The sequence below is a fragment of the Streptomyces sp. NEAU-W12 genome (genome assembly GCF_026242095.1).
Lineage (GTDB): Bacteria > Actinomycetota > Actinomycetes > Streptomycetales > Streptomycetaceae > Streptomyces.
The window spans coordinates 14192-36562 of the sequence record NZ_JAPJDM010000031.1; the positions used below are offsets into that span (position 1 = coordinate 14192).

20 protein-coding genes and 1 pseudogene are annotated in these 22371 nt (G+C 72.6%); 16 read left to right on the forward strand and 5 right to left on the reverse strand.

Translation table 11 applies throughout. The features are described from left to right. Positions 1-179: 179 nt before the first annotated feature. The 10 genes from ORI94_RS30435 to ORI94_RS30480 all read left to right on the forward strand — a co-directional run bounded on the left by ORI94_RS30435 (position 180) and on the right by ORI94_RS30480 (position 11044). Positions 180-1697, forward strand: a complete 1518-nt coding sequence (locus ORI94_RS30435) for a sugar ABC transporter ATP-binding protein (RefSeq protein WP_266081594.1) — start codon at positions 180-182, stop codon at positions 1695-1697. Next, positions 1694-2734 (forward strand): ABC transporter permease, encoded by a 1041-nt coding sequence (locus ORI94_RS30440; RefSeq protein WP_266081596.1) that lies wholly within the window; start codon positions 1694-1696, stop codon positions 2732-2734. The genes ORI94_RS30435 and ORI94_RS30440 overlap by 4 nt, the downstream gene beginning before the upstream one ends. Further along, positions 2727-3758, forward strand: a complete 1032-nt coding sequence (locus ORI94_RS30445) for an ABC transporter permease (RefSeq protein ID WP_266081599.1) — start codon at positions 2727-2729, stop codon at positions 3756-3758. Before ORI94_RS30440 ends, ORI94_RS30445 begins: the two co-directional genes overlap by 8 nt. 53 nt (positions 3759-3811) lie before the next feature. Beyond that, positions 3812-4897, forward strand: a complete 1086-nt coding sequence (gene rhaS, locus ORI94_RS30450; protein ID WP_266081601.1) for a rhamnose ABC transporter substrate-binding protein — start codon at positions 3812-3814, stop codon at positions 4895-4897. 51 nt (positions 4898-4948) lie between these two features. Continuing rightward, entirely contained in the window at positions 4949-5269 is a 321-nt protein-coding gene (locus ORI94_RS30455) for an L-rhamnose mutarotase (RefSeq protein ID WP_266081603.1), read from the forward strand. Positions 5270-5297: 28 nt separating this feature from the next. Continuing rightward, a complete protein-coding gene (locus tag ORI94_RS30460; protein WP_266081605.1) occupies positions 5298-6722 on the forward strand; it encodes a BNR repeat-containing protein in 1425 nt (474 codons plus the stop codon). A gap of 140 nt (positions 6723-6862) precedes the next feature. Beyond that, a complete protein-coding gene (locus ORI94_RS30465; RefSeq protein WP_266081607.1) occupies positions 6863-7888 on the forward strand; it encodes a LacI family DNA-binding transcriptional regulator in 1026 nt (341 codons plus the stop codon). Positions 7889-7995: 107 nt separating this feature from the next. Then, positions 7996-9297, forward strand: a complete 1302-nt coding sequence (locus ORI94_RS30470) for an alpha/beta fold hydrolase (protein ID WP_266081609.1) — start codon at positions 7996-7998, stop codon at positions 9295-9297. 93 nt (positions 9298-9390) lie between these two features. Then, positions 9391-10134 (forward strand): PIG-L deacetylase family protein, encoded by a 744-nt coding sequence (locus ORI94_RS30475; protein ID WP_266081611.1) that lies wholly within the window; start codon positions 9391-9393, stop codon positions 10132-10134. Between the two features lie 67 nt (positions 10135-10201). After that, positions 10202-11044 carry a pentapeptide repeat-containing protein gene (locus ORI94_RS30480; RefSeq protein WP_416237929.1) on the forward strand — a complete coding sequence of 281 codons (843 nt, stop codon included), beginning with the start codon at positions 10202-10204 and terminating at the stop codon, positions 11042-11044. A 187-nt stretch (positions 11045-11231) separates the two neighbouring features. Here the strand turns inward: ORI94_RS30480 and ORI94_RS30485 are convergent, their stop codons facing one another. Continuing rightward, positions 11232-12713, reverse strand: a complete 1482-nt coding sequence (locus ORI94_RS30485; RefSeq protein ID WP_266081615.1) for a cytochrome P450 — start codon at positions 12711-12713, stop codon at positions 11232-11234. A gap of 127 nt (positions 12714-12840) precedes the next feature. Between ORI94_RS30485 and ORI94_RS30490 the strand changes: the two genes are divergently transcribed. Beyond that, a complete protein-coding gene (locus tag ORI94_RS30490) occupies positions 12841-13449 on the forward strand; it encodes a TetR/AcrR family transcriptional regulator (protein ID WP_266081617.1) in 609 nt (202 codons plus the stop codon). A 99-nt stretch (positions 13450-13548) separates the two neighbouring features. After that, the gene (locus tag ORI94_RS30495; RefSeq protein WP_266081619.1) at positions 13549-14277 is read left to right on the forward strand and encodes a DUF2470 domain-containing protein; all 729 of its coding nucleotides are present in this window, start codon (positions 13549-13551) and stop codon (positions 14275-14277) included. A 52-nt stretch (positions 14278-14329) separates the two neighbouring features. On the opposite strand, the gene ORI94_RS30500 is transcribed toward ORI94_RS30495, so the two are convergent. The 3 genes from ORI94_RS30500 to ORI94_RS30510 all read right to left on the reverse strand — a co-directional run bounded on the left by ORI94_RS30500 (position 14330) and on the right by ORI94_RS30510 (position 17347). Further along, positions 14330-15391, reverse strand: a complete 1062-nt coding sequence (locus ORI94_RS30500; RefSeq protein WP_266081622.1) for a hypothetical protein — start codon at positions 15389-15391, stop codon at positions 14330-14332. 58 nt (positions 15392-15449) lie between these two features. After that, entirely contained in the window at positions 15450-16703 is a 1254-nt protein-coding gene (locus ORI94_RS30505) for an aromatic acid exporter family protein (protein ID WP_266081624.1), read from the reverse strand. A 149-nt stretch (positions 16704-16852) separates the two neighbouring features. After that, positions 16853-17347 (reverse strand): FBP domain-containing protein, encoded by a 495-nt coding sequence (locus ORI94_RS30510; protein ID WP_266081626.1) that lies wholly within the window; start codon positions 17345-17347, stop codon positions 16853-16855. 255 nt (positions 17348-17602) lie between these two features. Here ORI94_RS30510 and ORI94_RS30515 point away from each other — a divergent pair, with 255 nt between their 5' ends. The 4 genes from ORI94_RS30515 (at position 17603) to ORI94_RS30530 (ending at position 21521) form a co-directional block, all read left to right on the forward strand. After that, complete coding sequence (locus ORI94_RS30515; protein ID WP_266081628.1) at positions 17603-18892, forward strand: ROK family transcriptional regulator; 1290 nt, start codon at positions 17603-17605, stop codon at positions 18890-18892. 78 nt (positions 18893-18970) lie between these two features. Then, the gene (locus tag ORI94_RS30520) at positions 18971-19237 is read left to right on the forward strand and encodes a hypothetical protein (RefSeq protein WP_266081630.1); all 267 of its coding nucleotides are present in this window, start codon (positions 18971-18973) and stop codon (positions 19235-19237) included. Positions 19238-20025: 788 nt separating this feature from the next. Beyond that, positions 20026-20919 carry a universal stress protein gene (locus tag ORI94_RS30525; RefSeq protein WP_266081632.1) on the forward strand — a complete coding sequence of 298 codons (894 nt, stop codon included), beginning with the start codon at positions 20026-20028 and terminating at the stop codon, positions 20917-20919. Between the two features lie 362 nt (positions 20920-21281). After that, complete coding sequence (locus ORI94_RS30530; RefSeq protein WP_266081634.1) at positions 21282-21521, forward strand: hypothetical protein; 240 nt, start codon at positions 21282-21284, stop codon at positions 21519-21521. A gap of 224 nt (positions 21522-21745) precedes the next feature. Here ORI94_RS30530 and ORI94_RS30535 read toward each other — a convergent pair. Continuing rightward, a pseudogene (locus ORI94_RS30535) lies at positions 21746-22291 on the reverse strand (VanZ family protein); the annotation flags it as partial. Positions 22292-22371 lie beyond the last annotated feature (80 nt).

Genomic DNA, 22371 nt, shown 5'->3' on the forward strand with positions numbered 1-22371 from the left:
TCAACCCCTCCGGCCGAGACCGCCCTCCGTGACCAGGGCGTGACCTGAAGCTGTCGAAAGTTTTTCGACCGGGACCCATTGACGTGACATACGCCGCGCGCCTAACGTCCCGGCAATCCAGTTGAAACCTTTCACGACGCCGCGAGGGCCGCCCCGCCGGACGTCGTCGAGGAGCCCTCATGACCCACCCGTCCGACACGGGTTCGGCCCCGGTTCTCGCACTGAGGGACATCTCCAAGTCCTTCGGCGCGGTCCGCGCCCTGCGGGACGTCTCCCTGGACCTGTTCCCCGGTGAGGTGCACGCCCTCGCAGGGGAGAACGGGGCCGGCAAGTCGACCCTCATCAAGACGCTCGCCGGAGTGCACCGGCCGGACGCCGGCCACGTGCTGCTCGACGGCGCGCCCGTCCTCTTCCACGGGCCCGGCGACGCCCGCGACGCCGGGATCGCCGTGATCTACCAGGAGCCCACGCTCTTCCCCGACCTGTCGATCGCCGAGAACATCTACATGGGCCGCCAGCCCCGGCGTGCCCTCGGCCGGATCGACCACAGGGCCACCCGCACCGCGACCGCCGCCCTGATGCGGCGGCTCGGCGTCGAACTCGACCCCGACCGCCCGGCCCGCGGCCTGTCCATCGCCGACCAGCAGATCGTCGAGATCGCCAAGGCGCTCTCCTTCGACGCCCGCGTCCTGATCATGGACGAGCCGACCGCCGCTCTCACCGGCAGCGAGGTCGCCCGCCTCTTCGGCGTCGTGCGCGCCCTGCGCGAACAGGGCGCCGCGGTGCTGTTCATCTCCCACCGGCTGGAGGAGATCTTCGAGATCTGCCAGCGGGTCACCACGCTCCGTGACGGCGCCCGGATCGCCGGCGAGCCGCTGGACGGCATGACCGAGGACGACCTGGTCCGCCGCATGGTCGGGCGCGACCTCGAGGAGCTCTACCCCAAGCAGGACGTGACACCGGGCGAGATCGCCCTGAGCGTGCGCCGGCTGACCCGCGAGGGGGTCTTCACCGACGTCTCCTTCGACGTGCGCCGCGGCGAGATCGTCGGCCTCGCCGGGCTCGTGGGCGCCGGACGCACCGAGGTGGCCCGCGCCGTGTTCGGCATCGACCGCTGGGACGCCGGCGAGGTCGAGATCGACGGACGTGCGCTCACCAACGGCGCCCCGTCCACCGCCATGGCCGCGGGCCTCGCCCTGGTCCCCGAGGACCGGCGCGCCCAGGGGCTGGTGATGGACATGTCCATCGAGCGCAACATCGGTCTGACCGGACTGCGTACGACCGTCCGCGCCGGCCTGATGGACCGCGGCGCGGAACGCAGCCGCTCCCTGGACTGGGCGGTCAAGCTGCACGTCAAGTACGCCCGGATCGCCGACACCGTCAACACGCTCTCCGGTGGCAACCAGCAGAAGGTCGTCCTCGCCAAGTGGCTCGCCACCGGCCCCAAGGTACTCATCGTGGACGAGCCGACCCGGGGCATCGACGTCGGTACCAAGGCCGAGGTGCACCGGCTGCTCTCCCAGCTCGCCGCCGACGGCGTCGCGGTGCTGATGATCTCCTCCGACCTGCCCGAGATCCTCGGCATGGCCGACCGCGTGCTGGTGATGCACGAGGGCCGCCTCACCGCCGAGATACCCCGCACCGACGCCACCGAGGAAACCGTGATGGCCGCAGCCACGGGGAGGGCCGCCGCATGACGGTCGCCGCTCCCGAAGAAGCCCCCGTCGCCGAGGTGCCGAAGGCCGACGGCACCCGGCTGGTCGACCGCGTGTTCAAGGTGCGCGAGCTCGCCATCCTGCTCGTCTTCCTGGTGATGATCGCCGTCACCCAGGCCGGCAACAGCGAGTTCCTGTCCGAGCAGGGCGTCAAGGACCTGCTGCTGAACGCGACCATCCTGGTCCTGGTCGCCACCGGCCAGGCCCTCGTCGTCATCACCCGCAACGTCGACCTGTCCGTCGGCTCCACGCTCGGCATCTCCGCCTTCGCCGCCGGGATCCACCTCCAGGGCGGCGGGGACCCGGTCGTCGCCGTCGCGCTGGCGGTGCTGCTGGGCATCGGCTTCGGACTGCTCAACGGACTGCTCGTCAGCCTCGGCCAGGTGCCCGCGCTGGTCGTCACCCTCGGCACCCTCTACATCATCCGCGGCATCGACTCCATCTGGGTCGGTTCCCGCCAGATCACCGCCGCCGATCTCCCCGCCGGATTCGTCGACTTCGGCTCCGGCGGCCTCTCGGCCGTGCCCTACCTGGCGCTCATCGCCCTCGCGGTGCTCGCGGCCACGGCGTACTACCTCAAGCACTTCGGCAGCGGACGCGAGCTGTACGCACTCGGTTCCAACCCCGAGGCCGCCCGGCTCGCCGGCATCCCCGTACGCAAGCGGATCCTCGCCGCCTACACCTTCTGCGGCGCCCTCGCCGGCCTTGCGGGCGCGCTGTACCTGGCCCGGTTCGGCAACGTCGACTCCGGCACCGGCACGGGCTACGAACTCACCGTCGTCAGCGCCGTCGTGGTCGGCGGCGTGGTCTTCACCGGAGGCTCCGGCAGCGTCTACGGCGCCGCCCTCGGCGCGTTGCTGCTGACCTCCGTCAACAGCGTCCTGCCCGCCCTCGGCGTCAGCTCCGTCTGGGTGCTCGCCATCAACGGCATCCTGCTCATCCTCGCCATCGCGGTCGACCGGATCGTCGCCCTGCGCGTGGCCACCGCCCTGAAGAAGAGGAACGCCCGCCATGGCTGACTCCGCTCTCGCGCGCGCCGTCCGCCGGTCCTCCTCCGTGCGGTGGGACACGGTCGTGGGCGCCCTGCTCGTCGTGGTCCTGCTGCTGTCCTTCACCACCGTCGACGGCTTCGGCAACGCCCTCAACCTGTCCTTCCTGATCGGCAACACGCTGCCGATCGCGCTGATCGCCCTGCCCATGACGCTGCTCGTGGTCTCCGGTGAGATCGACCTCTCCGTCGCCTCCACCGCCGGCCTGTCCGGGGCGGTCATGGGCGCCCTGTGGAACCAGGGCATGACCATCGAGGCGATCATCCCGGTCTGCCTGCTCATCGGCGTCGTCTGCGGCCTGGTCAACGGCCTGCTCGTCACCCGGCTCGGACTGCCCTCGCTCGCCGTCACCATCGGCACCCTCGCCGCCTACCGGGGCATCGCGCAGATCGTGCTCGGCTCCGACGCGGTGACCGACTTCCCCGCGCAGTACCTGGACTTCGCCGCCGGTCGCATCGGCGACACCTTCGTCCCGTACGCGCTGCTGCCGTTCCTGGTGCTGCTCGCGATCGCCGTGGTCGCGCTGCACGCCACCCCGTTCGGGCGCTCGCTGTTCGCGATCGGCGCCAGCGAGGAGGCCGCGCGCTTCGCCGGCATCCGGGTCAGGCGGCAGAAGCTGGTCCTGTTCACCCTGACCGGCCTGATGGCCTCCCTCACCGGAGTCTTCTGGGCCCTGCACTACGCCAGCGCCCGCTACGACAACGCCACCGGCCTCGAACTCTCCGTCGTCGCCGCCGTACTGCTCGGCGGTATCGACTTCGACGGCGGCAAGGGAACCCTCGGCGGCGCGATCGCGGGCGTCTTCCTGCTCGGCGCGCTGCAGAACGTCATGAGCCTCGTCAACGTCTCCGCCCAGTCGCAGATCGTCGTCACCGGCGTCCTGCTCGTCGTCTCCGTGCTCGGCCCGCGCGTCGCACGCCAGATCTCCACCGCGCGCGCCGGACGCAGGGCCGCACCGCCGCCGGTGCCCGAGGCACCCGCCCCGGTCCCGTGAATCCTCCTCGCCCGTCCACGTCGCCCGCCCTTCCCGCCCGTAAGGAACCCACCATGCGCAAGTCCTCCCTCCGCCGGACCTGTGCGGCCCTGGCCGCCGCCACCTCCCTCGCCCTGGCCGCCACCGCCTGCGGTGGCACCACCAAGGACGACGTCAAGAACGAGGGCGGCGGCCCGGCGGCCACGGCCGGCAAGGCCGACCCCGACGCGCCCACCAAGAAGGGACTGACCGTCGGCTTCCTGCCCAAGCAGGTCAACAACCCCTACTTCACCAGCGCCGACAAGGGCGGCGAGAAGGCGCTGAAGGAACTCGGCTCCAGCTACAAGGAGGTCGGTCCCTCCAGCGCCACCGACACCGCCGGCCAGGTCTCCTACGTCAACACGCTCACCCAGCAGCAGGTCGACGCCATGGCCGTCTCAGCGCAGGATCCCGGAGCGCTGTGCACGGCGCTCAAGCAGGCCATGAAGAACGGCATCAAGGTCGTCACCTACGACTCCGACACCACGGCCGACTGCCGCAACGCCTTCGTCTCGCAGGCCAGCGGCGAGGACCTGGGCCGCACCGAGGTCCAGCTGCTCGCCGAACAGATCGACTACGAGGGCGAGATCGCGATCCTGTCCGCCGCGCAGACCGCGACGAACCAGAACGCCTGGATCGAGTTCATGAAGGACGAACTGAAGGACCCCAAGTACAAGGACATCAAGCTGGTCAAGGTCGCCTACGGCAACGACGACGCCCAGCAGTCCTTCCAGCAGACCCAGGGCCTGCTCCAGGAGTACCCGAACCTGAAGGGGATCATCTCTCCGACCACGGTCGGCATCAAGGCGGCCGCCCAGTACCTGTCCGGTTCCAAGTACAAGGGCAAGGTCAAGCTGACCGGCCTCGGCACCCCCAACGACATGCGCAAGTACGTCAAGAACGGCACCGTCGAGGCGTTCGAGCTGTGGGACCCGGCCAAGCTCGGCGAACTCGCCGCGCGCACCGCCGTCGCCCTGTCCTCCGGCCAGATCACCGGCAAGGAGGGCGAGACCTTCGAAGCCGGCGCGATGGGCGAGTACACCATCGGCAAGGACGGCGTGATCAACCTCGGCAAGCCCACCGTCTTCAACGCCGAGAACATCGACCAGTTCGACTTCTGATCTTCCGTCATCTCGTACACTCGTCAACTCGTACCTGAGGAGCGGTACTTCATGCAGCGCGTCTGTTTCCTGCTCAAGGTCCGCCAGGACCGGATCGCCGAGTACCGCGAACGTCACGCCGCCGTGTGGCCCGAGATGTGCGAGGCACTCTCGGCCACCGGCTGGCACAACTACTCCCTCTTCCTGCGCGACGACGGCCTCCTCGTCGGCTACCTGGAGACCCCGGACTTCGAGGCCGCCCGCTCCGCCATGGAGGCCACCGACGTCAACGCGCGCTGGCAGGCGGAGATGGCCCCCCTCTTCGAGACCCTCGACGGCGCCCGCCCGGACGAGGCGATGAAACCGCTCAGCGAAGTCTTCCACCTCGCCTGACCACGGACCCCACCCGAGGAGCCCCGGGATGAGACGACGCACCCTGCTGGCCGGAGCCGTACTCGGCACGGTGACCGGACCCGCCCTCGGCGGACCCGCCGAGGGCGCCGCCGCCCCCGGTCCGTCGGTCGCCCCGGCCGGCCGCACCACCCCCGACGCCCGGGCCGTCTACTTCGTGTCCTACGACGGCCTGGTCAACAACAACTCCTTCCAGAAGAACGGCCTGCTGACCTACAAGGGGCACCAGTACGCCGTCTGGTACACCGCCGACCGCAGTGCCGTCGTCGGCCGCCGCACCCTCGGCGCGAGCACCTGGCAGACCGTCAGGACCGGTCACACGCTCCGCTACGACGACTCCCACAACGTCATCTCCATGGGCGTCTCGAAGTCCGACGGCCGCCTGCACCTCCACATGGACTCCCACAGCGACGGCTTCACCTACGTCAAGTCCGCCGCCGGGCTCATGGACGACCCCTCCGGCCTCAGCTGGACCGCGAGCCGTTTCGGCGCCCCGCAGTCCACGCTCGACGGCCTCGCCCTCACCCCGCGGTTCACCTACCCGCAGTTCGTCTCCACCCTCGAGGGCCGGCTCCAGCTCAGTTACCGCGCCGGCGTCTCGGGCAACGGGCGCAACGCGCTGGCCGAGTACGACGGCGCCCGCTGGACGGTGCTGGGGGAGTGGACCGCCTCCACCGGCACCTACCGCAGCGAGCACGGCTCCTCCACCGCCCGCAACATGTACCTGCACGGCATCGACTACGACCGAAGAGGCCGCCTGCACGCCTTCTTCACCTGGCGGGAGCAGAACGGAGCCGTCATGTGCAGCCCCGGTGGCATCACCAACCACGACACCGGCTACGTCTACTCCGACGACCGCGGCCGCACCTGGCGCAACGACGCGGGCACCGCCGTCGCCACCACCGGCACCGCCGACCGGGTCTCCGTCACCGACCCCGGCCTGGTCGTCGACCCGCTGAACCCGGATCACTCCCTGATGAACCAGGAGAGCCAGGCCACCGACACCGCCGGCCGGCCGCACGCGATCATCAGCTACGTCCCCGGCCGCTTCGGCCAGTGCACCACCGACTACGTCGCCGACCGCACCGCGAACGGCCGTGCCTTCCACGTCCGCCGCACCGCCTCCGGCACCTGGCGCAAGACCGAGATCCCCGTCCCCCTGAACTCCAGCCAGCGCACCCGGCTGCTCCTCGACCGCTACGACAACGCCTACGCGATCCTCCCCTACGGCCGGATTGCCGGCGCCTCCGCGGCCTCGGACCACACCGACTGGACCCTGCTGTACGACGGCGCAGGCCTGAACGCCTTCGGCGAGGTCCTGATCGACGAAACCCGGCCGGCGCAGGACGGCGTGCTCTCGGTCATGTACCAGGAGCGCTCCAGCGGCACCACCCCGTCGGCACTCCACGTCGCCGACTTCCGGCTGCCCACCTGACCCCCACCTGACCCCCGCCCGGCCCCGTCCACACGCCCCGCCCGCCCGCCGCCGATCGCGGGGCGGCCGGGCCGGTAATGTGAACGACCACCGGCCGCCCCCTCGCCTTTCACCCTCGTCCCCTCGGAGGTCCCTGCCCGATGGCCCAGTCGGTGGGTATCAAGGACGTCGCCCGCGTCGCCGGAGTCTCCGTCGGCACGGTCTCCAATGTGATCAACCGCCCGGACACGGTCGCCGCCGAGACCCGGGCCAGGGTGCTGTCCGCCATAGACCGGCTCGGCTACGTCCGCAGCGAGTCCGCACGGCAGCTGCGCGCGGGCCGCAGCCGGATCATGGGCCTGCTCGTCCTCGACATGGGCAACCCGTTCTTCGTCGACGTGGCCCGCGGTGCCGAACGCGCCGCGCGGGCGGCCGGCCTCGGCGTGATGGTCTGCAACAGCGCACAGAACGCCGGGGAGGAGGCCGACTACCTCTCCCTCTTCGCCGAACAGCGGGTACGGGGCGTGCTGCTCACCCCGGCCGACGCCACCGGCCGCAACATCGAGGCCTTCCGCCGGCACGGCATCCCCTTCGTCCTGGTCGACCGGGTCGCGGAGGGCACCACCGAGTGCTCGGTCTCCGTGGACGACGTCGCCGGCGGCGCGCTGGCCGTGCGGCACCTCGTCGACGCGGGTCACCGGTCCATCGCCTACGTCAGCGGGCCGCCCGGCCTGAACCAGGTCAGGGACCGGCGCACCGGCGCGCTGAACGCTCTCGCCGAGGCCGGACTCGGCCCACAGGCCCTGCGTGAACTGCCCACCGAGCGGCTCGACGTCGCCGCCGGGCGGGACGCGGGAGCGCGGCTGCTCGGGCTCGCCGACCGCCCCACCGCCGTCTTCTGCGCCAACGACCTGCTCGCCCTCGGAGTGCTCCAGGCGATGTACGCGGCCGGGGTCGGTGTCCCGGACGATCTGGCGATCGTGGGCTACGACGACATCGAGTTCGCCGCCGCCGCGGCCGTCCCCCTCACCTCCGTACGCCAGCCCGCCGTCACCATGGGCGCACTGGCGGCGGAACTGCTGATCGAGGAGACGCAGACCCGGGCCGCGGCCGCACCCCACGAACACCGCAGGGTCGTGCTGCGCCCGGAACTCGTCGTCCGGCGCTCCAGCCTGTCGGCGCGCTGACCGGCGGGTCCTGAACGCACGTGGTGATCCCGGGGCCGACAGCCGGACGGCCATGTGCTGAACTGGGCCGCGGTCCGTCCGTCCGTTCGTCCGCCCCGGGAGCCCCGTTGACCGTCAGCTACCGCCAGCCCGGCGTCGTCCTCACCGACCGCCGCTTCACCGTCCCCCTCGACCACGACGTGCCCTCGGGGGAGACGATCGAGCTGTACGCACGTGAGGTCGTCGCCGGCGACCGGGCGGGCCAGGACCTGCCGTGGCTGCTGTATCTCCAGGGCGGCCCCGGATTCGGGGCGAACCGATTCGTCGGGAAGCCGTCCTGGCTCGGCCGGGCCCTGAAGGAGTACCGCGTCCTGCTGCTCGACCAGCGCGGCACCGGCAGCTCCACCCCCGCCAACCGGCAGACGCTCCCGCTGCGCGGCGGCCCCGCCGCGCAAGCGGACTACCTCGCCCGCTTCCGCTCCGACTCGATCGTCCGCGACTGCGAGGTGATCCGCCCCCAGGTCACCGGCGGCGCCCCCTGGACCGTCCTCGGCCAGAGCTTCGGCGGATTCTGCGCCGTCACCTACCTCTCCACGGCACCCGAGGGCCTCGAGACCGCCGTGATCACCGGTGGCCTGCCCTCCCTGGACGCCCACGCCGACGACGTCTACCGGGCGGCCTACCCGCGCATCGAGCGCAAGGTCGCCGCCCACTACACCCGCTATCCGCAGGACGTCGAACGCGCCCGTCGCATCGCCGAGCACCTCCTCGCCCACGAGGTCGTCCTCCCGAACGGCTACCGGCTCACCGTCGAGGCGTTCCAGTCCCTGGGCCGCATGCTGGGCAGCGGCGACGGCAGCCACCAGCTGCACCACCTCCTGGAGGACGCCTTCGTCCCCACCCCGGCGGGCCCGGCGCTCTCCGACGGGTTCCAGGAGCAGGCGCAGAACCTGCTCTCGCACGCGGGCCATCCCCTGTACGCACTCGTCCACGAGCCGATCTACGGCCAGGACGCCCGGCCCACCGCCTGGTCGGCCGAACGGGTCCGGGCCGAGTTCCCGCGGTTCGACGCGGCGAGGGCCCTCGCGGGCAACGGGCCGCTGCTGTTCACCGGGGAGTCCGTGCACCCCTGGATGTTCGACTGCGACCCCGCCCTGCGCCCGCTGCGCGAGACCGCCGAACTGCTCGCCGCCCGTACCGACTGGAGCCCCCTGTACGACCCGGCCCGCCTCGCCGCCAACGAGGTCCCGGCCGTGGCGGCCGTCTACCACGACGACATGTACGTCGACACGGCCCACTCGCTGCGCACCGCGCGGGCGATCCGGGGCCTGCGCACCTGGGTCACCGACGAGTTCGAGCACGACGGCATCCGCGCGGGCGGCCCCCGGGTACTGGACCGGCTGCTGGGAATGGCCCGCGACGAGGTCTGAACCCGCACGCCCGGCACACCCCGCGCGTTCCGTGTGCCGGTTGTGCCGCGGGATTCCCGGTGCGCCGGCGGTGGTGCGGGCTAGTCTGCGGGCATGACCGAGCTGACACCCCCTCAACTTGACCCCATGCCCGACGACTGGCAGCGCGCGCTGGCCGTGGTCGCCCACCCCGACGACCTGGAGTACGGCTGTTCCGCGGCGATCGCGTCCTGGACCGACGCCGGACGTGAGGTCGCCTATGTGCTGGCGACCCGTGGCGAAGCGGGCATCGACACCCTGGCGCCCGCCGGGTGCGGCCCGCTCCGGGAGCGGGAGCAACGGGCGAGCGCGGCCGTGGTCGGCGTGTCCACGGTGGAGTTCCTGGACCACCGGGACGGCGTCATCGAGTACGGCACCGCCCTGCGCCGGGACATCGCCGCCGCCGTCCGCCGCCACCGCCCCGAGCTGGTGATCACCCTGAACCACCGGGACACCTGGGGCGGCACCTTCTGGAACACCCCGGACCACGTGGCCGTCGGACGCGCGGTGCTCGACGCGGCCGGCGACGCCGGCAACCGCTGGATCTTCCCGGAACTGACCGAACAGGGCCTCGAACCCTGGAACGGGGTGCGCTGGGTCGCGGTGGCGGGTTCCGACACCCCCACCCACGCCGTGGACGCGACGGACGGCCTGGACAGGGCGGTGCTCTCGCTGCTGGAACACCGCGCCTACATCGAGGCCCTGACCGACCAGGACCCCGAGGAGTACGTGCGCGGTTTCCTGACGGGGAAGGCCCAGGAGACGGGCAGGCGGTTCGGTGACCGGCCCGCGGTCGCCTTCGAGCTGTTCCCCCGTTGACGACGGCGGTACGGTCCGGCGGGACGCACTCCCCGAACGCGGGGCGGGCACCCGCCCCGCGTTCCGTATGCTGAACCACATGTCGGAACCGAGGACCGGACCTACCGAGCTGCGAGGTGACTGCGCACGGTGTTTCGGGCTGTGCTGCGTCGCTCTGCCGTTCACCGCCTCCGCCGCCTTCGCGGTGGACAAGCAGGCCGGCAGCCCCTGCCGGAACCTGCGCGAGGACCACCGCTGCGGCATCCACGCGCGGTTGCGGCAGGAGGGGTTCAGCGGCTGCACGGTGTACGACTGCTTCGGCGCCGGGCAGAAGGTCGCGCAGGTCACCTTCGGCGGAGAGGACTGGCGCACCGGTCCACCGGAGCGGGCTCGCCGCATGGCCGACGTCTTCCCGGTCGTCCGGCAGCTGCACGAACTGCTGTGGTACCTGACCGAGGCGCTCACCCTGCCCGCGGCCCGCCCCGTGCACGCGGACCTGCGCCGTGCGCTGGAGACGACGGAGCGGCTCACCCGGGGGACTCCGCAGGAACTGGCGGAGCTGGACGTGGGTGCGCACCGGCAGGACGTCAACGTGCTGCTGCTGAAGGCCAGCGAACTGGCCCGGTCCGGGGTGCGCGGGCGCCGCAAGGACCGCCGGGGCGCCGATCTGATGGGTGCCCGCCTCAAGGGAGCCGACCTGCGCGGAGTGAGTCTGCGCGGCGCCTACCTCATCGCCGCCGACCTCACCGGCGCCGATCTGCGGGGCACGGACCTGATCGGCGCCGACCTGCGCGACACCGACCTCACGGACGCCGATCTCACCGGGGCGTTCTTCCTCACGCAGCCACAGCTGAACGCGGCCCGGGGAAGCGCCGGCACCACGCTGCCGGGGTCGGTCACCCGCCCCGCGCACTGGACGGCGACAGCCTGACACCGGGTCGGCGCGGGCACGTCGGATGCCCCGGCGGGCCGGGAGGACTTGGTCGTCCCCGGCTGCTCCGGCGTACCGGGACGCCCCGCTCGCCCCGCGTGCGGGACGGCGGGAGTCCGGTACCGAACCGACGGATCGCACGACACGGCTGCCCCGGCCGGGCAGCGGACGCCTCCGTCGCCCGGGGCTACGACGCCTCGTCCGCCCCCTGCCCGGACGGGGCCGCCGCCGTCCGGCGCTCAGGGCGGAGCCGCAGCCCCTCCGGCATCAGGGTGAGACGTTCGGTCACGCTCAGCCGGTAGGCCGGATCGGGCCGCAGTTCGTAGCGGCGCAGCAGGAGCCCGAGCACCAGCGTCGCCTCGTGCAGCGCGAACTGCCGGCCGATGCAGGCTCGCACCCCGGTGCCGAACGGCTTGAAGGTGTGCGGGGGACGGGACCGTACCGCCGGTGCGTCGAAACGGTCCGGGTCGAACCGCTCGGCGTCCGGGCCCCACACCGCGGGGTCCCGGTGCAGCATCGGCGTCAGCACCATCGCCCACGCTCCCTGCCGCATCGGGTGCTCCCCGGCCAGCACCGTGTCCGCACGGGCCTCCCGGGCGAAGGCGGGCGCGGTCGGCCACAGCCGCAGCGACTCGTCGAGCACCCGGCGTACGTACCGCAGCCTGGCCACCTGCCCGTAGTCCGGTACGGCCGAACCGCCCCAGACGCGGTCCACCTCGGCACGGGCGCGGTCCGCGACGTCAGGGTGCAGGGAGAGGAAGTGCAGGGCGAAGGAGAGCGCGCCCGACGTGGTCTCGTGGCCCGCGACCAGGAAGGTGATGACCTGGCGGCGGACGTTCTCGGACGACAGCCGCTCACCGGACTCGGGGTGCGCGGTGTCCAGCATCCGGTCGAGCAGGTCGCCCTCCCCGCCGCCGTCCGCGCGCCGGATGCGGACCACCTCGTCGACGATGCGGTTGAGACGGCCGATGTCGGCGGCGTTGCGCCGGCTCGCGCTCCGCAGCAGGAGCGGAGCCAGCGGCGCGGGCACCGCGTTGAGCCGCTGTGCGTAGCTGAGGGTGCCGACCATCGCGGTGACGAAGGGATGGGGCCGGGACCGTTCGAACGACCCGAAGTCGTGTCCGAACCCGGTGCGCGCGATCGTCTCCAGGGTCAGCTTGGTCATGTCACCGGGCACGTCCACCGACCGGCCCGCGGCGACCGCGCGGTCCCAGCGGTCGGTCAGCCGCTCCGCCACGGCCAGCATCATCGTGTGATAGCCCGCCATGGCCCCACGGTTGAAGCCGGGGGCGAGGACGTCGTGGGCGAGCTGCCAGTTGGGCTCGTGGTTGTACGCGGTGAACAGGCCGTCTCCCGCGACCGGTCGCAGATTGGCCACGCCCAGCCCCACATGCTTGGCGAAGCGCGTCTCGTCGGCCAGATCGGCCGCGAGGTCGGCACCCGACACCAGGACGAACTCCTTGCCGAAGGCGTTCCGTCGGAAGATCGGCCCCAGCCGGCGGGCGAACCGCATCGAGTCCTGCACGGGGGTGCGCCTGCTCGAGCCGATGACGTCACCGAGGAGCGGGACCCGGTAGGGAGGACGCGGAATGCGGTGCAGCGCGGGCCACCCCTGCTCCGCACCGCGAAACCCCTTCGGCAGCACGGCCGGTGTCGTGGTCTCCGCCATGCTTCCCCTTCGGTCCTGCGGTGAGGGCGACGCGGGGCCGTGCCCGCGGAATCCGTGTTGTACGCAGGTTCAATACGCTTTCCCAGTCTGGTCCCGTTGCTGAACCGGCGTCAAGTAAGCTGCGGGAATGGCCGCGAACGAGGGCGGGCGCACACGGCGCCGGCTCAGCACCGAGGAGCGTCGCGAGCAGCTTCTGTCGGTCGGGGCCCGGCTGTTCTCGGAGAGCCCGTACGACGACGTGTGGATCGAGCAGGTCGCGGAGATCGCCGGCGTCTCGCGCGGGCTGCTGTACCACTACTTCCCCGCCAAACGGGACTTCTTCGCGGCGGTCGTGCAGCGCGAGAGCGACCGGATGCTGCGCATGACCGCCGCGGTCCCCGGAACCCCCGTACGCGCGCAGCTGGCGTCGGGGCTCGACGCGTACCTGGAGTACGCGGCGGCACACACGCACGGCTACCGCGCCTTCCACCGCGCCGAAGCGGCGGGGGATCCGACGGTGCGCGGGGTCCATCGGCGGGCGCTGGCCGCGCAGGAGCAGCAGATCCTGACGGCGCTCGCGGGGGACCCCGAGTTCGGTCCGGTGCTCGGACGAGGGCCGGACGCCCGCCTCGCCGTGCGCGGCTGGCTGGCCTTCACCGCCGCGGTCTGCCTGGAGTGGCTGCGCGGCTGCGAACTGAGCCGGGAGCAGGTGCGCGACCTGTGCGCACGCGCCCTGCTCGGCGTCCTCGCGTCCTGAAAGGCCGCGCGAAGGTCGCACCAGGATCACGCGATCCGCTTGGCGTACGCCCCGGTCTTCGCTACCTTAGGTAAGGCTTACCTAATAGGAGGTTCGAGGATGGGTGACGACAGGCACGGCTGGACGGCCGAACCCGGCGCGGCGGAGCGGGCCCGCTCCGTGCTCGCCACCGCGTGGTCCTGCACGGTGACCGCGGAGGGCTCCCGCGAGGAGTTGTTCGGCGCGCCCGGCGTGGCCGACGACGGCCGCGTCCTGCTGCACGTGCCCGAGGACGGCGCGCTGCTCACCGCCGCGGTCTGTGCCCCCCGCGGCGAACCGTCCGCCGTACTGGAGTTCGCGGACGTCGCGCCCGTCCCGGTGCGCAAGAGGGTGCGTGCCCGGTTGTGGCTCGCCGGCTGGTTCGCCGTGGAGGGCGGCCACCTCGCCTTTTCTCCCACCCGGGTGGTACTGCGACGGGAGTCCGGAGCCGTCGTCGTCGATCCGGGCGAGTTCGCCGCGGCGCGACCCGACCCGCTGGCCACGGCCGAGGCCCGGCTGCTGACCCACCTCGCCGACTGCCACGGCGACGCGGTCGAGCGGCTGACCCGCCTGGTCGACCCGGACGGCCTGCACGGCGTGGTCCGCGTCCAGCCGCTTGCCGTCGACCGCCATGGACTCACGCTGCGCATCGAACGCGTCCGCGCGGGCGGCGACGTACGGCTCCCGTTCCACCGGCCAGCCGACGACCTCGGCCAGCTCGCCGAACGCATGCACGTCCTCCTCTCCCGGGCGAGCGCCGCCACCTGCCCCCGCCCGCTGCAACGGCAACGCGTCGACGGCGACGGCTGAGCGGCCGCCGTGACCACCGGCCGTCCCGCCCCCTGCCCGCAACACCCTCCGGCTACCAGCCACCGTCCCTTACCGGCTTGCCCGGCGCGTCCCCGAGCTGCTTCACCTGGTGCGGCGACGGGGGCTGCCAGGGCTCGTGGTCGTCCCCGAGCCAGTCGCCGACCGGCTTCACCGGCTGGAGCGGTCCGGCCGGCTCCAGGTCCTGCGCGTCCTGGTCGTAGTAGTCGAACCAGGGGAGTCCCGCCCGGGTGTAGGCGGCCCGGTCCACCGGGGACGGAGGCGGGGCCTCGCCCGTGATGCGCCGCCACTCGGGAGGCGTCACCAGGTGGACGAAGACCCGCCCCGAGGGCTGCTCGGCCCAGTCCGTCGGCGGCCGTTCGTCCTGGTGGACCTCCTGGCGCAGGGAGCCGCCGGCACCGAGACCCATCGCCGCGGCAGGCCGGGGCGCGCCGCGGAACGCCGTGGGGGCCCCGCTCGGGGCGGGTGCCGCCGCGGCTCGCGCGACACCGTACCCCCCGCTGTGGGCCGGTGACCGGGCCGCCGACTCCGCCCGCTGCCGCTCCAGCCGCTCCTGCTCCGCCCGGCGCCACCGGGCCAGCGCGTCCTCGTTCAGCGCGAAGGACTGCAGCTGGACGCCGCCCCACACCTCCTCGCCCGTGACCTGGCCCTCCACCGTCGCGCCCAGGCCCAGCGGCACGGCCACGAACTGGCGGACCGTGCCCTTGCCGGAGTTGATGCCGTCCAGCCAGCGCTGACGGGGCGGCACCACGTAGTTCTGCGGCGAGCGGGCCAGGCGGTCGCTCCACGGGCGGCCCGAGACCGCGCACACCTTGCCGACCCCCACCTGCAGCGCGGCCGGTTCACTCGTCCCCGCGAAGCTCAGCCACATCGCCTCGCGCAGATACACCGGCAGCATCACACCGCCGCGCGCCCGCCAGGCCCCGGGTACCGAGTCCGCGTAGTCCGCGACCCGCCGCACCGGGAACTCGCCCAGACCCGGCGGCAGGGGGTGCGTCCCCGTCTCGGGCAGCCGCAGCGTACGGATGAACCGCACCGCCGCCCCGCCCGGCAGCCGCAAGGTGTTCCCGTCGATCCGCACGCCGGTGTCGGTCATCCGCGCGCCCCCTTCGTGTGCTCGTGCCCACGGCGCACCCGCCCGCCGTCGGCTTCCCTCACTGAGAACGCCCGAAGCCGCCCCGGCGGTTCCGGCGCGGCAGGCCGGGAACGCGCAGCCGGTCCCGCGTCCGGGTGATCCGCGGCAGGCGCTCCCGCTGTTCACGCGTGTGCCGGTCCAGCTCCTCCATCAGCCGGTGCGAACGGTGCTCGGTGTCCATCTCGTCCAGGATGCGGTCCGCCTCGGCCAGCAGCGCGCCGTGCAGCTGCCACTGCCGGGAGTCCGCGCGCACGTCCTCCAGCAGGAGCCGGGCCAGCCGGTCGCGGGTGGTGGCGGCCTGCCGCAGTTCGGCGCTGAGCCGGTCCTCGGCGGACTCCGCGCTCTCACTGACGCTCGACGTGACCAGCACCGCGAAGCTGACCACCGCGTCGGAGATCTCGGACAGCAACTGCTCGACGAGGGCGCCCGTCTCCGGCTGGAACAGAGGGCCCGGCTCGCGTTCCCTCGCCAGGTCGGTGAGGGTGCGCGCGAGCACCCGCAGCACGACCGTGCAGATCTCGAGGGTGTCCAGTCCGGTGCGCAGCACGATCCGGTTCAGCAGGCCCTCGCGAACCCGCGGGTTGAACCGCAGGCTGTCCTCGGCCTGCCGGAGGTCCGCGTCCACCTCGGAGATGTCGTGATCGAGCCGGCGGGCCTCGTGCAGCCGGGCCGCCGCTTCGTGGTGGGGCGTGCGCGCGGCGGCCTGCTCGCCCAGGCGCAGCATCAGCTGCCGCACCCGCCGGGCCAGCCCCTCGATCGACTCACCGGCCTCCTCCACCCATACCGGCGGGACCAGGATCAGGTTGAAGGAGAGTCCGACGACGGCGCCGATCACCGTCTCCAGGATGCGCGCCCACGCCATGTCCCCGACCGACGTCACACCGAGCACCAGCATCGCGCTGATCGCCACCTCGGGAACGAACTCGTGCACGCGCACGATCCGTCCGACGATCAGCGACGCCAGGATCAGCAGGCCCAGACTCCACCAGGTCAGGCCCACCAGAAGACTGAAGAGGATGGCGACGACCACCCCGGCCACCACCGCGTTCACCCGGCGGAAACCGGTGGTGAGCGTGGAGTACAGCGTGACCTGGACGACGAGCAGCGCCGTCAGCGGCGCCGTGAGCGGGGCGGCCTCCGGACTGAGCCGCAGCGCGATGACGTACGCGACCGTCGCCGCGGCCGCCGAGCGGGTCGTCTGCACGGCCACCGGATCCCGGCGCTGCCTGACGAACTCTTTGCCCCGTGCAGTCCACTCACGTACCACTCGCATCCTTCGACGCTTCCCTCTCACCGGAAGTGCCGAACGTCTTCGGCGGGCACCACGGCCACCCGGGGGAAACGACGATGCCCGGGGACGCACCCGCAGACGTCCCCGGAGGGACGCTCACGGAGCGCCGGCACGCCGGCGCCGCCGGGACGTCACACCTTGTCGAGGAAGCCGTACAGATTCCCCAGGGTGCGGGCGATCTGCTCGTCCAGGGTGAGGGACTCCTCGATCCGCATCCCCGAATCCGGTACCTTCCTGCCGCGCAGATAGAGGGAACAGGCGAGGTCGGTGCACATGTAGGCACCCACCGAGTTGCCCTCGCGCCCGGCGGCGCCCGCCCTCCGCGCGGTCATCAGGGAGACGCCCCCGCGCGGATGGGTGGTCAGGCACAGCGAGCACATGCTGCGGTGCAGGAAGCCGCGCCGCGCGGGCTGGAACCGCAGCGCCACCCCGACCAGACGCCCCTGGTCCGCGCGCTCGGTGATCAGGTAACTGCGGTCGGGCGCCCCCGGATCCCGCCAGCCGAGGAAGTCCAGATCGTCCCAGGCGAGCTCCCCGAGATCGCGTGGCACGAACAGGCGCTTGGCCTCACCCTTCGAGCAATTGACGAAGGAACCGCGGATGTCCTGTTCGGTGAGTGATTTCATGGGGGGTCTCCGACGTTCTGCTGGTGCGGCTTGCGAAACCGGGAAGACCCGGGTTTCCGTCCCACGGTAAGGAACCGAAAGGTGCCCGAGCCAACCGTTTTCCCGGGAGCACCGGCACGGTCCGGTCGGGCACCGGCCGCCCCGGACCGTCCCGGCTTTAGTTCACCCCATTGAATAAGGGTGCTGGAAAGTCGCGCCGGGGTGGCTCCCGGCGGTATGTTGCGGGTCGGGCAGGAGCCCGGGAGGAGTGGCCAGATGACGGGGCGGAACGGGCGCACGGTACGCGACCTCAGACGGGCCAACCGTACGGCCGTGCTGCAGAGGCTCTACTTCGACGGACCGCTCAGCCGCTTCGAACTCGGCCCGGCGACCGGGCTCAGCTCCGGCTCGGTGAGCAATGTCGTCGCCGACCTGATCGGTGACGGCCTGGTCGAGGAGGCCGGCAGCGTCGACTCCGACGGCGGCCGTCCGCGCACCCTGCTGCGGGTGGCGCCGGTCAGCGGCCACATGATCGGCGTCGACGTCGGCGAGACCCGGGTCCGCGTCGAACTGTTCGATCTGACCCTCACCGAACTCGCCCGCGCCGAGCGCCCGCTGGAGCAGCAGCGCTACGAGGTCGACGTCATCGTCGACCACATCCGTGCCGGAATCGCCGAGGTGCTCGCCGCCGCCGGTCTCGCCCCCGAGCGGCTGCTCGGTGTCGGCATAGGCGTCCCCGGCATCGTCGAGCGCACCCCGGACCGGGGCGCCGTCGTGCACGGGCAGACCATCGGATGGGACGCCGTCGAGCTGGAGTCCCTGCTGCGCGGCGGCTCCCCCCTGCCCGACAGCGTCCCCTGCTTCATCGACAACGGAGCCAGGACCCTCGGCCAGGCCGAGATGTGGTTCGGGGCGGGACGCGGGGCGCGCAACGCCCTCGTCGTGCTCTTCGGCTCCGGTGTCGGTGCCTGCCTCGTCACCCCGGAGGCGGAGCACGGCCGCGCGGTCGAGTGGGGGCACCTGACCGTACGGGTCCGCGGACGGCGCTGCCGCTGCGGTGCGCTCGGCTGTCTGGAGGCCTACGCGGGTGCCGAGTCGCTGCTCGCCCGGTGGCGGGAGGAGGGCGGCCCGGTTCCCGGAGGCGCCGACGAGGAGACGGCGCTGACCGCGATGCTCGCCGCCGCCTACCCTCCCGACGGCACCACCGCCGACCCGGTCGCGCTCGGTGTGCTGGAGGAGACCGCCGAGTACCTGGGCGCCGGCCTGTCCGACCTGATCAACCTCTTCCAGCCCGAACGCATTCTCATGGGCGGCTGGGCCGGCCTCCAGCTCGGCTCCCGCTTCCTGCCGGCCGTCCGCAGGCACGCCCTGTCGTACGCGCTGCGCCATCCCGCCGGGAAGGTGACGATCGAGCTGGGCAGCCTCGGCCCCGACGCCGTCACCGTCGGTGCCGCGATCCTGCCGCTCGCCGACTTCTTCGCCCGCGGTGGACGCCGCCCCGACCCGGACCCGCCGTCCCCGCCCCCCGCCTGGCGCAGAGCCCTGCGGGAACGGACGCCGCGCTGAGCGTTTCGCCGGGTGCCGCGGCGGTACCCGGCGGGACACGCGTACGGACGTAGTGAGCAGGGAAGAAGGGAGCGTGCCGTGACCGACCACCGCCACGAAGGGCCGGGGGAGAACGGCCAGGGCGTCCCCCGGGACCTGCCCGACCAGCAGGCGGGCGAGGGCGAGGACCCGTGGGAGGTCGCCCCGGGCGTCGACGAGGACGCGGGGGAGGAGACCGGAGACGATTCCGGTGAGCGCCGACCCGACGTCCCCGACACGGACGAGGCCGGGACCGGCCGACGGGGCGCGCCGCACTCGGCCTCCGCCGACCCCGACCAGCCGGTACCGGACGAGTCCTCCGCGTAGCGGGCCCGGGGAAAGCCCCGGCCGCGACGGGGGAATCGCGGCCGGGGCGGCCTGACGGCGGGTACGGAAGGCGGTCGCCTCGCGGCGAAGGCTCCGCAGGGCTTCAGCCGGACGATCGTCCCTGCGGGCGGAAGGCGTGGCCCGGGGACACGGTCCCTTCCGCACCCACGTCCTCTTCAACGGAGACCGGTCCCGATGTGTTCCAGGTGTCCCGCTCCGTTGCTCCGGCTTTGGGGTGATGCGCGTCACCCGCCCGGCCCACTCGCCGGTGTGACGACGCAACGTGATGGGCGAACGGAGGCGCCGCTTCGGCTGAACCGCTCCGGGGCCGATGGAGGCTCTGACGTGCCCCGGGTCCGGTGGAGCCACCTTGCCGGGCAGGTGATGCTCCACGGACTTCAACGACACTTCAGGGCCCGGTGGCCGCCCGGCCGAGTTCCGGCGCGGGCTGCTCGGTCTCGTCGAAGCCGGCCGGGCGATCCGGCGGACCGCTCGCGCCCGTGGGACGTTCTGCCCGGTCGCGGTCCCTCCACGTCCTCCGCGCCTGCCGCAGCAGATCCGGCATCTGCTCATGGCCGCCCTGAGCTGCCGGGGAGCGGGCGCGGCGGGTCTCTTCGCGCCATGCGGGGACCAAGGCGTGCCGCTGTCGCCGGTCCCGCGGGCCCGGTGGTGCATGGCGCAGCGTTGGCGTGACGAGCGGGTCTGAGCAAACGTGGTGAGAGGGCGGAAGGGCTGCCGGCCGCGACTGCCGCCTGTCGTGCGCGATGTGTGGGAATCGGAGGTTCGCCGTGAGTGCGCCTGTCGTGGTGGGTGTGGATGGTTCGGCGCCGAGTCTGGAAGCGGTCGATCTCGCGGCTCGTGAGGCGCGTTTGCGCGGGCGCGGGCTGAAGGTGGTGCACGCGTTCGTCTGGCCGATGATGCATGCGCCGTTCGGGCCCGGTCCGTCGCCGCTGGGCCCGACCGAGGGCGGACCGCGCGACATGGTCGGCCGGACGGTGGCCGAGGCGGTGGAGCGTGCGCGTTCCGCCGAGCCGGAGGTGGAGGTCACCCATGCCGTGGTCACGGGGGAGCCGCTGACGGTGCTGGAGGCCCAGTCCCGCGAGGCCGCGCTGGTCGTGGTCGGCAGCCGGGGGCTGGGGGGCTTCGTGGGGTTGCTGGCGGGGTCGACGGCGGTGCATCTGGCCTCGCACAGCCGCTGCCCGGTCCTGGTGGTGCGGGAGCAGCCGCGTCCCGCCCGTCAGGTCCTCGTGGGCGTCGACGGTTCACCGACCGGCGATGCGGCGGTCGAGTTCGCCTTCGCGGAAGCCGCGCTGCGGGGAGCGCCGCTGACGGCACTGCACGCCTGGACCCTGTGGAACGCGTCCCTGCCCGCCCTGCAGGACGAGTCGATGCCGTACACGAACCCGCCGGGCGAGCTGGAGGACAGCGAGGAGCGGCTGGTGGCAGAGAGCCTCTCAGGTCGCGGCGAGAGGTATCCGGGCGTCACGGTCGAGCGCAAGGTGGTGCGGGGCGGCGCGCGGGAGGCGCTCATCGAGGCGAGCCGGGACGCCGGACTGCTCGTTCTCGGCGCCCGGGGCCGCGGCGGATTCGCCGGTCTGCTGCTCGGATCGGTCAGCCAGGCCCTGTTGCACCACGCCCAGTGTCCGGTCGCCGTCGTACGGGGACCCGGTGTCCGGCGGTGATACCGCCGGTGTGCCGGGGCGGCCGGGAGGCCCCGCGGCGGGTGCGCGTCATGGGCTGCCCGCCCACGAGGTCGTGCTGTTCCCGGAGACCGGTCCTGGCCGAGGGCTGAGCGGCGACGAGGCTCGGGACGCCGGCCTCACTGCGACAGGGCGGTTCGCGGGGCAGCCGGACCAGGCCCTGCCGTGGCAGTCGCCCACCGGTGCGCGGATTAGCCCACCGGCGTGCGTCGTCACCACAGGCCTCTGCCGCCACGTGCTCCCGGGCGCGGCGCCCCCGAGGATCCGCCGGTCGAACCGTCCCGGCGTCCCGTGCCTCCGCGCGTGACCCGCGCTTGCCCGGTTTGCGTTCTACGCTCGTATGCATGACCGAAAGCGTGAGCCCGTACATGGCCCATCCACGGATCATGGTGCTCGGTGTACAGCCCGGTACGCCGCCCTTCCGGATCGTGGAGATCGACGGAGAGGTGATCGGCGAGGCCAGGACCATCACCGACGTGCTGCTGGCCGCCGCCGCGTTCGGGATCACCGTCCATGATCTCGACGACCCGGACGTGGTCCGCTGGGTCGGCGGGGACAAGCACACCTGGGCCCTGCGCCGGTAGACGTCCGGACGTTGTGGTGGACGCCGGCTGTCGCTGCGCCGGCGGCGCCGCCCGGGTCATGCCTGCGCCTTGGTCCTTGTCCTGGACTTCGCGTCGGCCCCCGCCTTGGTCCGGGCCCTGTCCTTTACGAGCCTCCGCAGCTTGCCCGGTGTCCTGCCCTTCGGCGTGCTCTTCGGTCCGGTGGCCGGCTCGGTGCTGCTCCTCCCCCTCGGAGCGCTCTTGCCCCTCGGCTTGCGTGCGTGCACGGCCCGGCCGAGCCGGCGGCCCAGCAGGAGATAGCCGATCAGCGCCCCGCCGGTGTTCAGGATGACGTCGTCGATGTCGAAGGCGCGGCCGGTGATCAGCGCGCCCTGCGCGAACTCGACCAGCAGCATCACGGTCCCGGTCAGCAGCAGCACCTGCATGAACCCGCGGGTGCGCGGCGCCAGCATCGGAGTGAGGACGCCGAAGGGCACACCCAGCAGGAGGTTGCCGCCGACCTGGCGGACGGCGTCGCGCAGCGCGGGCTGGTCCAGATAGGCCTGCAGGGAACGGCCGGGACGCAGATTGGTGTGGATCAACGCCTCGGAGGCGGGTGAGGGCTGCAGGGTGACCCGGGCCAGCGCCACCGCGAAGACGACCATGAACGCGAAGGCGCAGAGCATCACCAGCAGCCGGACCGGCAGCGGGAGCGGACGGCGTTCGCTCCCGCCACCGGTGCCGCGTTCGGCCGGGGGGCTGCCGGGTTTCCTGCGCCGCCCGAAACGCGTGCGTGAGGCTGTACGGGTCATTTCGTTCTCCGCTCGTCAGCTTATGTCATGTATGGGACAGGCTGGTTGCCCCGCGCCGCCGCCTTCACGCCCGGCCGGTG

Excerpts from the sequence above, each read along its gene's own strand:
- ORI94_RS30500 (WP_266081622.1), bottom strand. The coding sequence starts at position 15,391 with ATGACCGACACCGGCGTGCGGATCGACGGGAACACCTTGCGGCTGCCG.
- ORI94_RS30465 (WP_266081607.1), top strand. The coding sequence starts at position 6,863 with ATGGCCCAGTCGGTGGGTATCAAGGACGTCGCCCGCGTCGCCGGAGTC.
- ORI94_RS30455 (WP_266081603.1), top strand. The coding sequence starts at position 4,949 with ATGCAGCGCGTCTGTTTCCTGCTCAAGGTCCGCCAGGACCGGATCGCC.
- ORI94_RS30505 (WP_266081624.1), bottom strand. The coding sequence starts at position 16,703 with ATGCGAGTGGTACGTGAGTGGACTGCACGGGGCAAAGAGTTCGTCAGG.
- ORI94_RS30490 (WP_266081617.1), top strand. The coding sequence starts at position 12,841 with ATGGCCGCGAACGAGGGCGGGCGCACACGGCGCCGGCTCAGCACCGAG.
- ORI94_RS30460 (WP_266081605.1), top strand. The coding sequence starts at position 5,298 with ATGAGACGACGCACCCTGCTGGCCGGAGCCGTACTCGGCACGGTGACC.
- ORI94_RS30510 (WP_266081626.1), bottom strand. The coding sequence starts at position 17,347 with ATGAAATCACTCACCGAACAGGACATCCGCGGTTCCTTCGTCAATTGC.
- ORI94_RS30435 (WP_266081594.1), top strand. The coding sequence starts at position 180 with ATGACCCACCCGTCCGACACGGGTTCGGCCCCGGTTCTCGCACTGAGG.
- rhaS (WP_266081601.1), top strand. The coding sequence starts at position 3,812 with ATGCGCAAGTCCTCCCTCCGCCGGACCTGTGCGGCCCTGGCCGCCGCC.
- ORI94_RS30485 (WP_266081615.1), bottom strand. The coding sequence starts at position 12,713 with ATGGCGGAGACCACGACACCGGCCGTGCTGCCGAAGGGGTTTCGCGGT.
- ORI94_RS30495 (WP_266081619.1), top strand. The coding sequence starts at position 13,549 with ATGGGTGACGACAGGCACGGCTGGACGGCCGAACCCGGCGCGGCGGAG.
- ORI94_RS30440 (WP_266081596.1), top strand. The coding sequence starts at position 1,694 with ATGACGGTCGCCGCTCCCGAAGAAGCCCCCGTCGCCGAGGTGCCGAAG.
- ORI94_RS30515 (WP_266081628.1), top strand. The coding sequence starts at position 17,603 with ATGACGGGGCGGAACGGGCGCACGGTACGCGACCTCAGACGGGCCAAC.
- ORI94_RS30475 (WP_266081611.1), top strand. The coding sequence starts at position 9,391 with ATGACCGAGCTGACACCCCCTCAACTTGACCCCATGCCCGACGACTGG.
- ORI94_RS30530 (WP_266081634.1), top strand. The coding sequence starts at position 21,282 with ATGACCGAAAGCGTGAGCCCGTACATGGCCCATCCACGGATCATGGTG.
- ORI94_RS30445 (WP_266081599.1), top strand. The coding sequence starts at position 2,727 with ATGGCTGACTCCGCTCTCGCGCGCGCCGTCCGCCGGTCCTCCTCCGTG.
- ORI94_RS30480 (WP_416237929.1), top strand. The coding sequence starts at position 10,202 with ATGCTGAACCACATGTCGGAACCGAGGACCGGACCTACCGAGCTGCGA.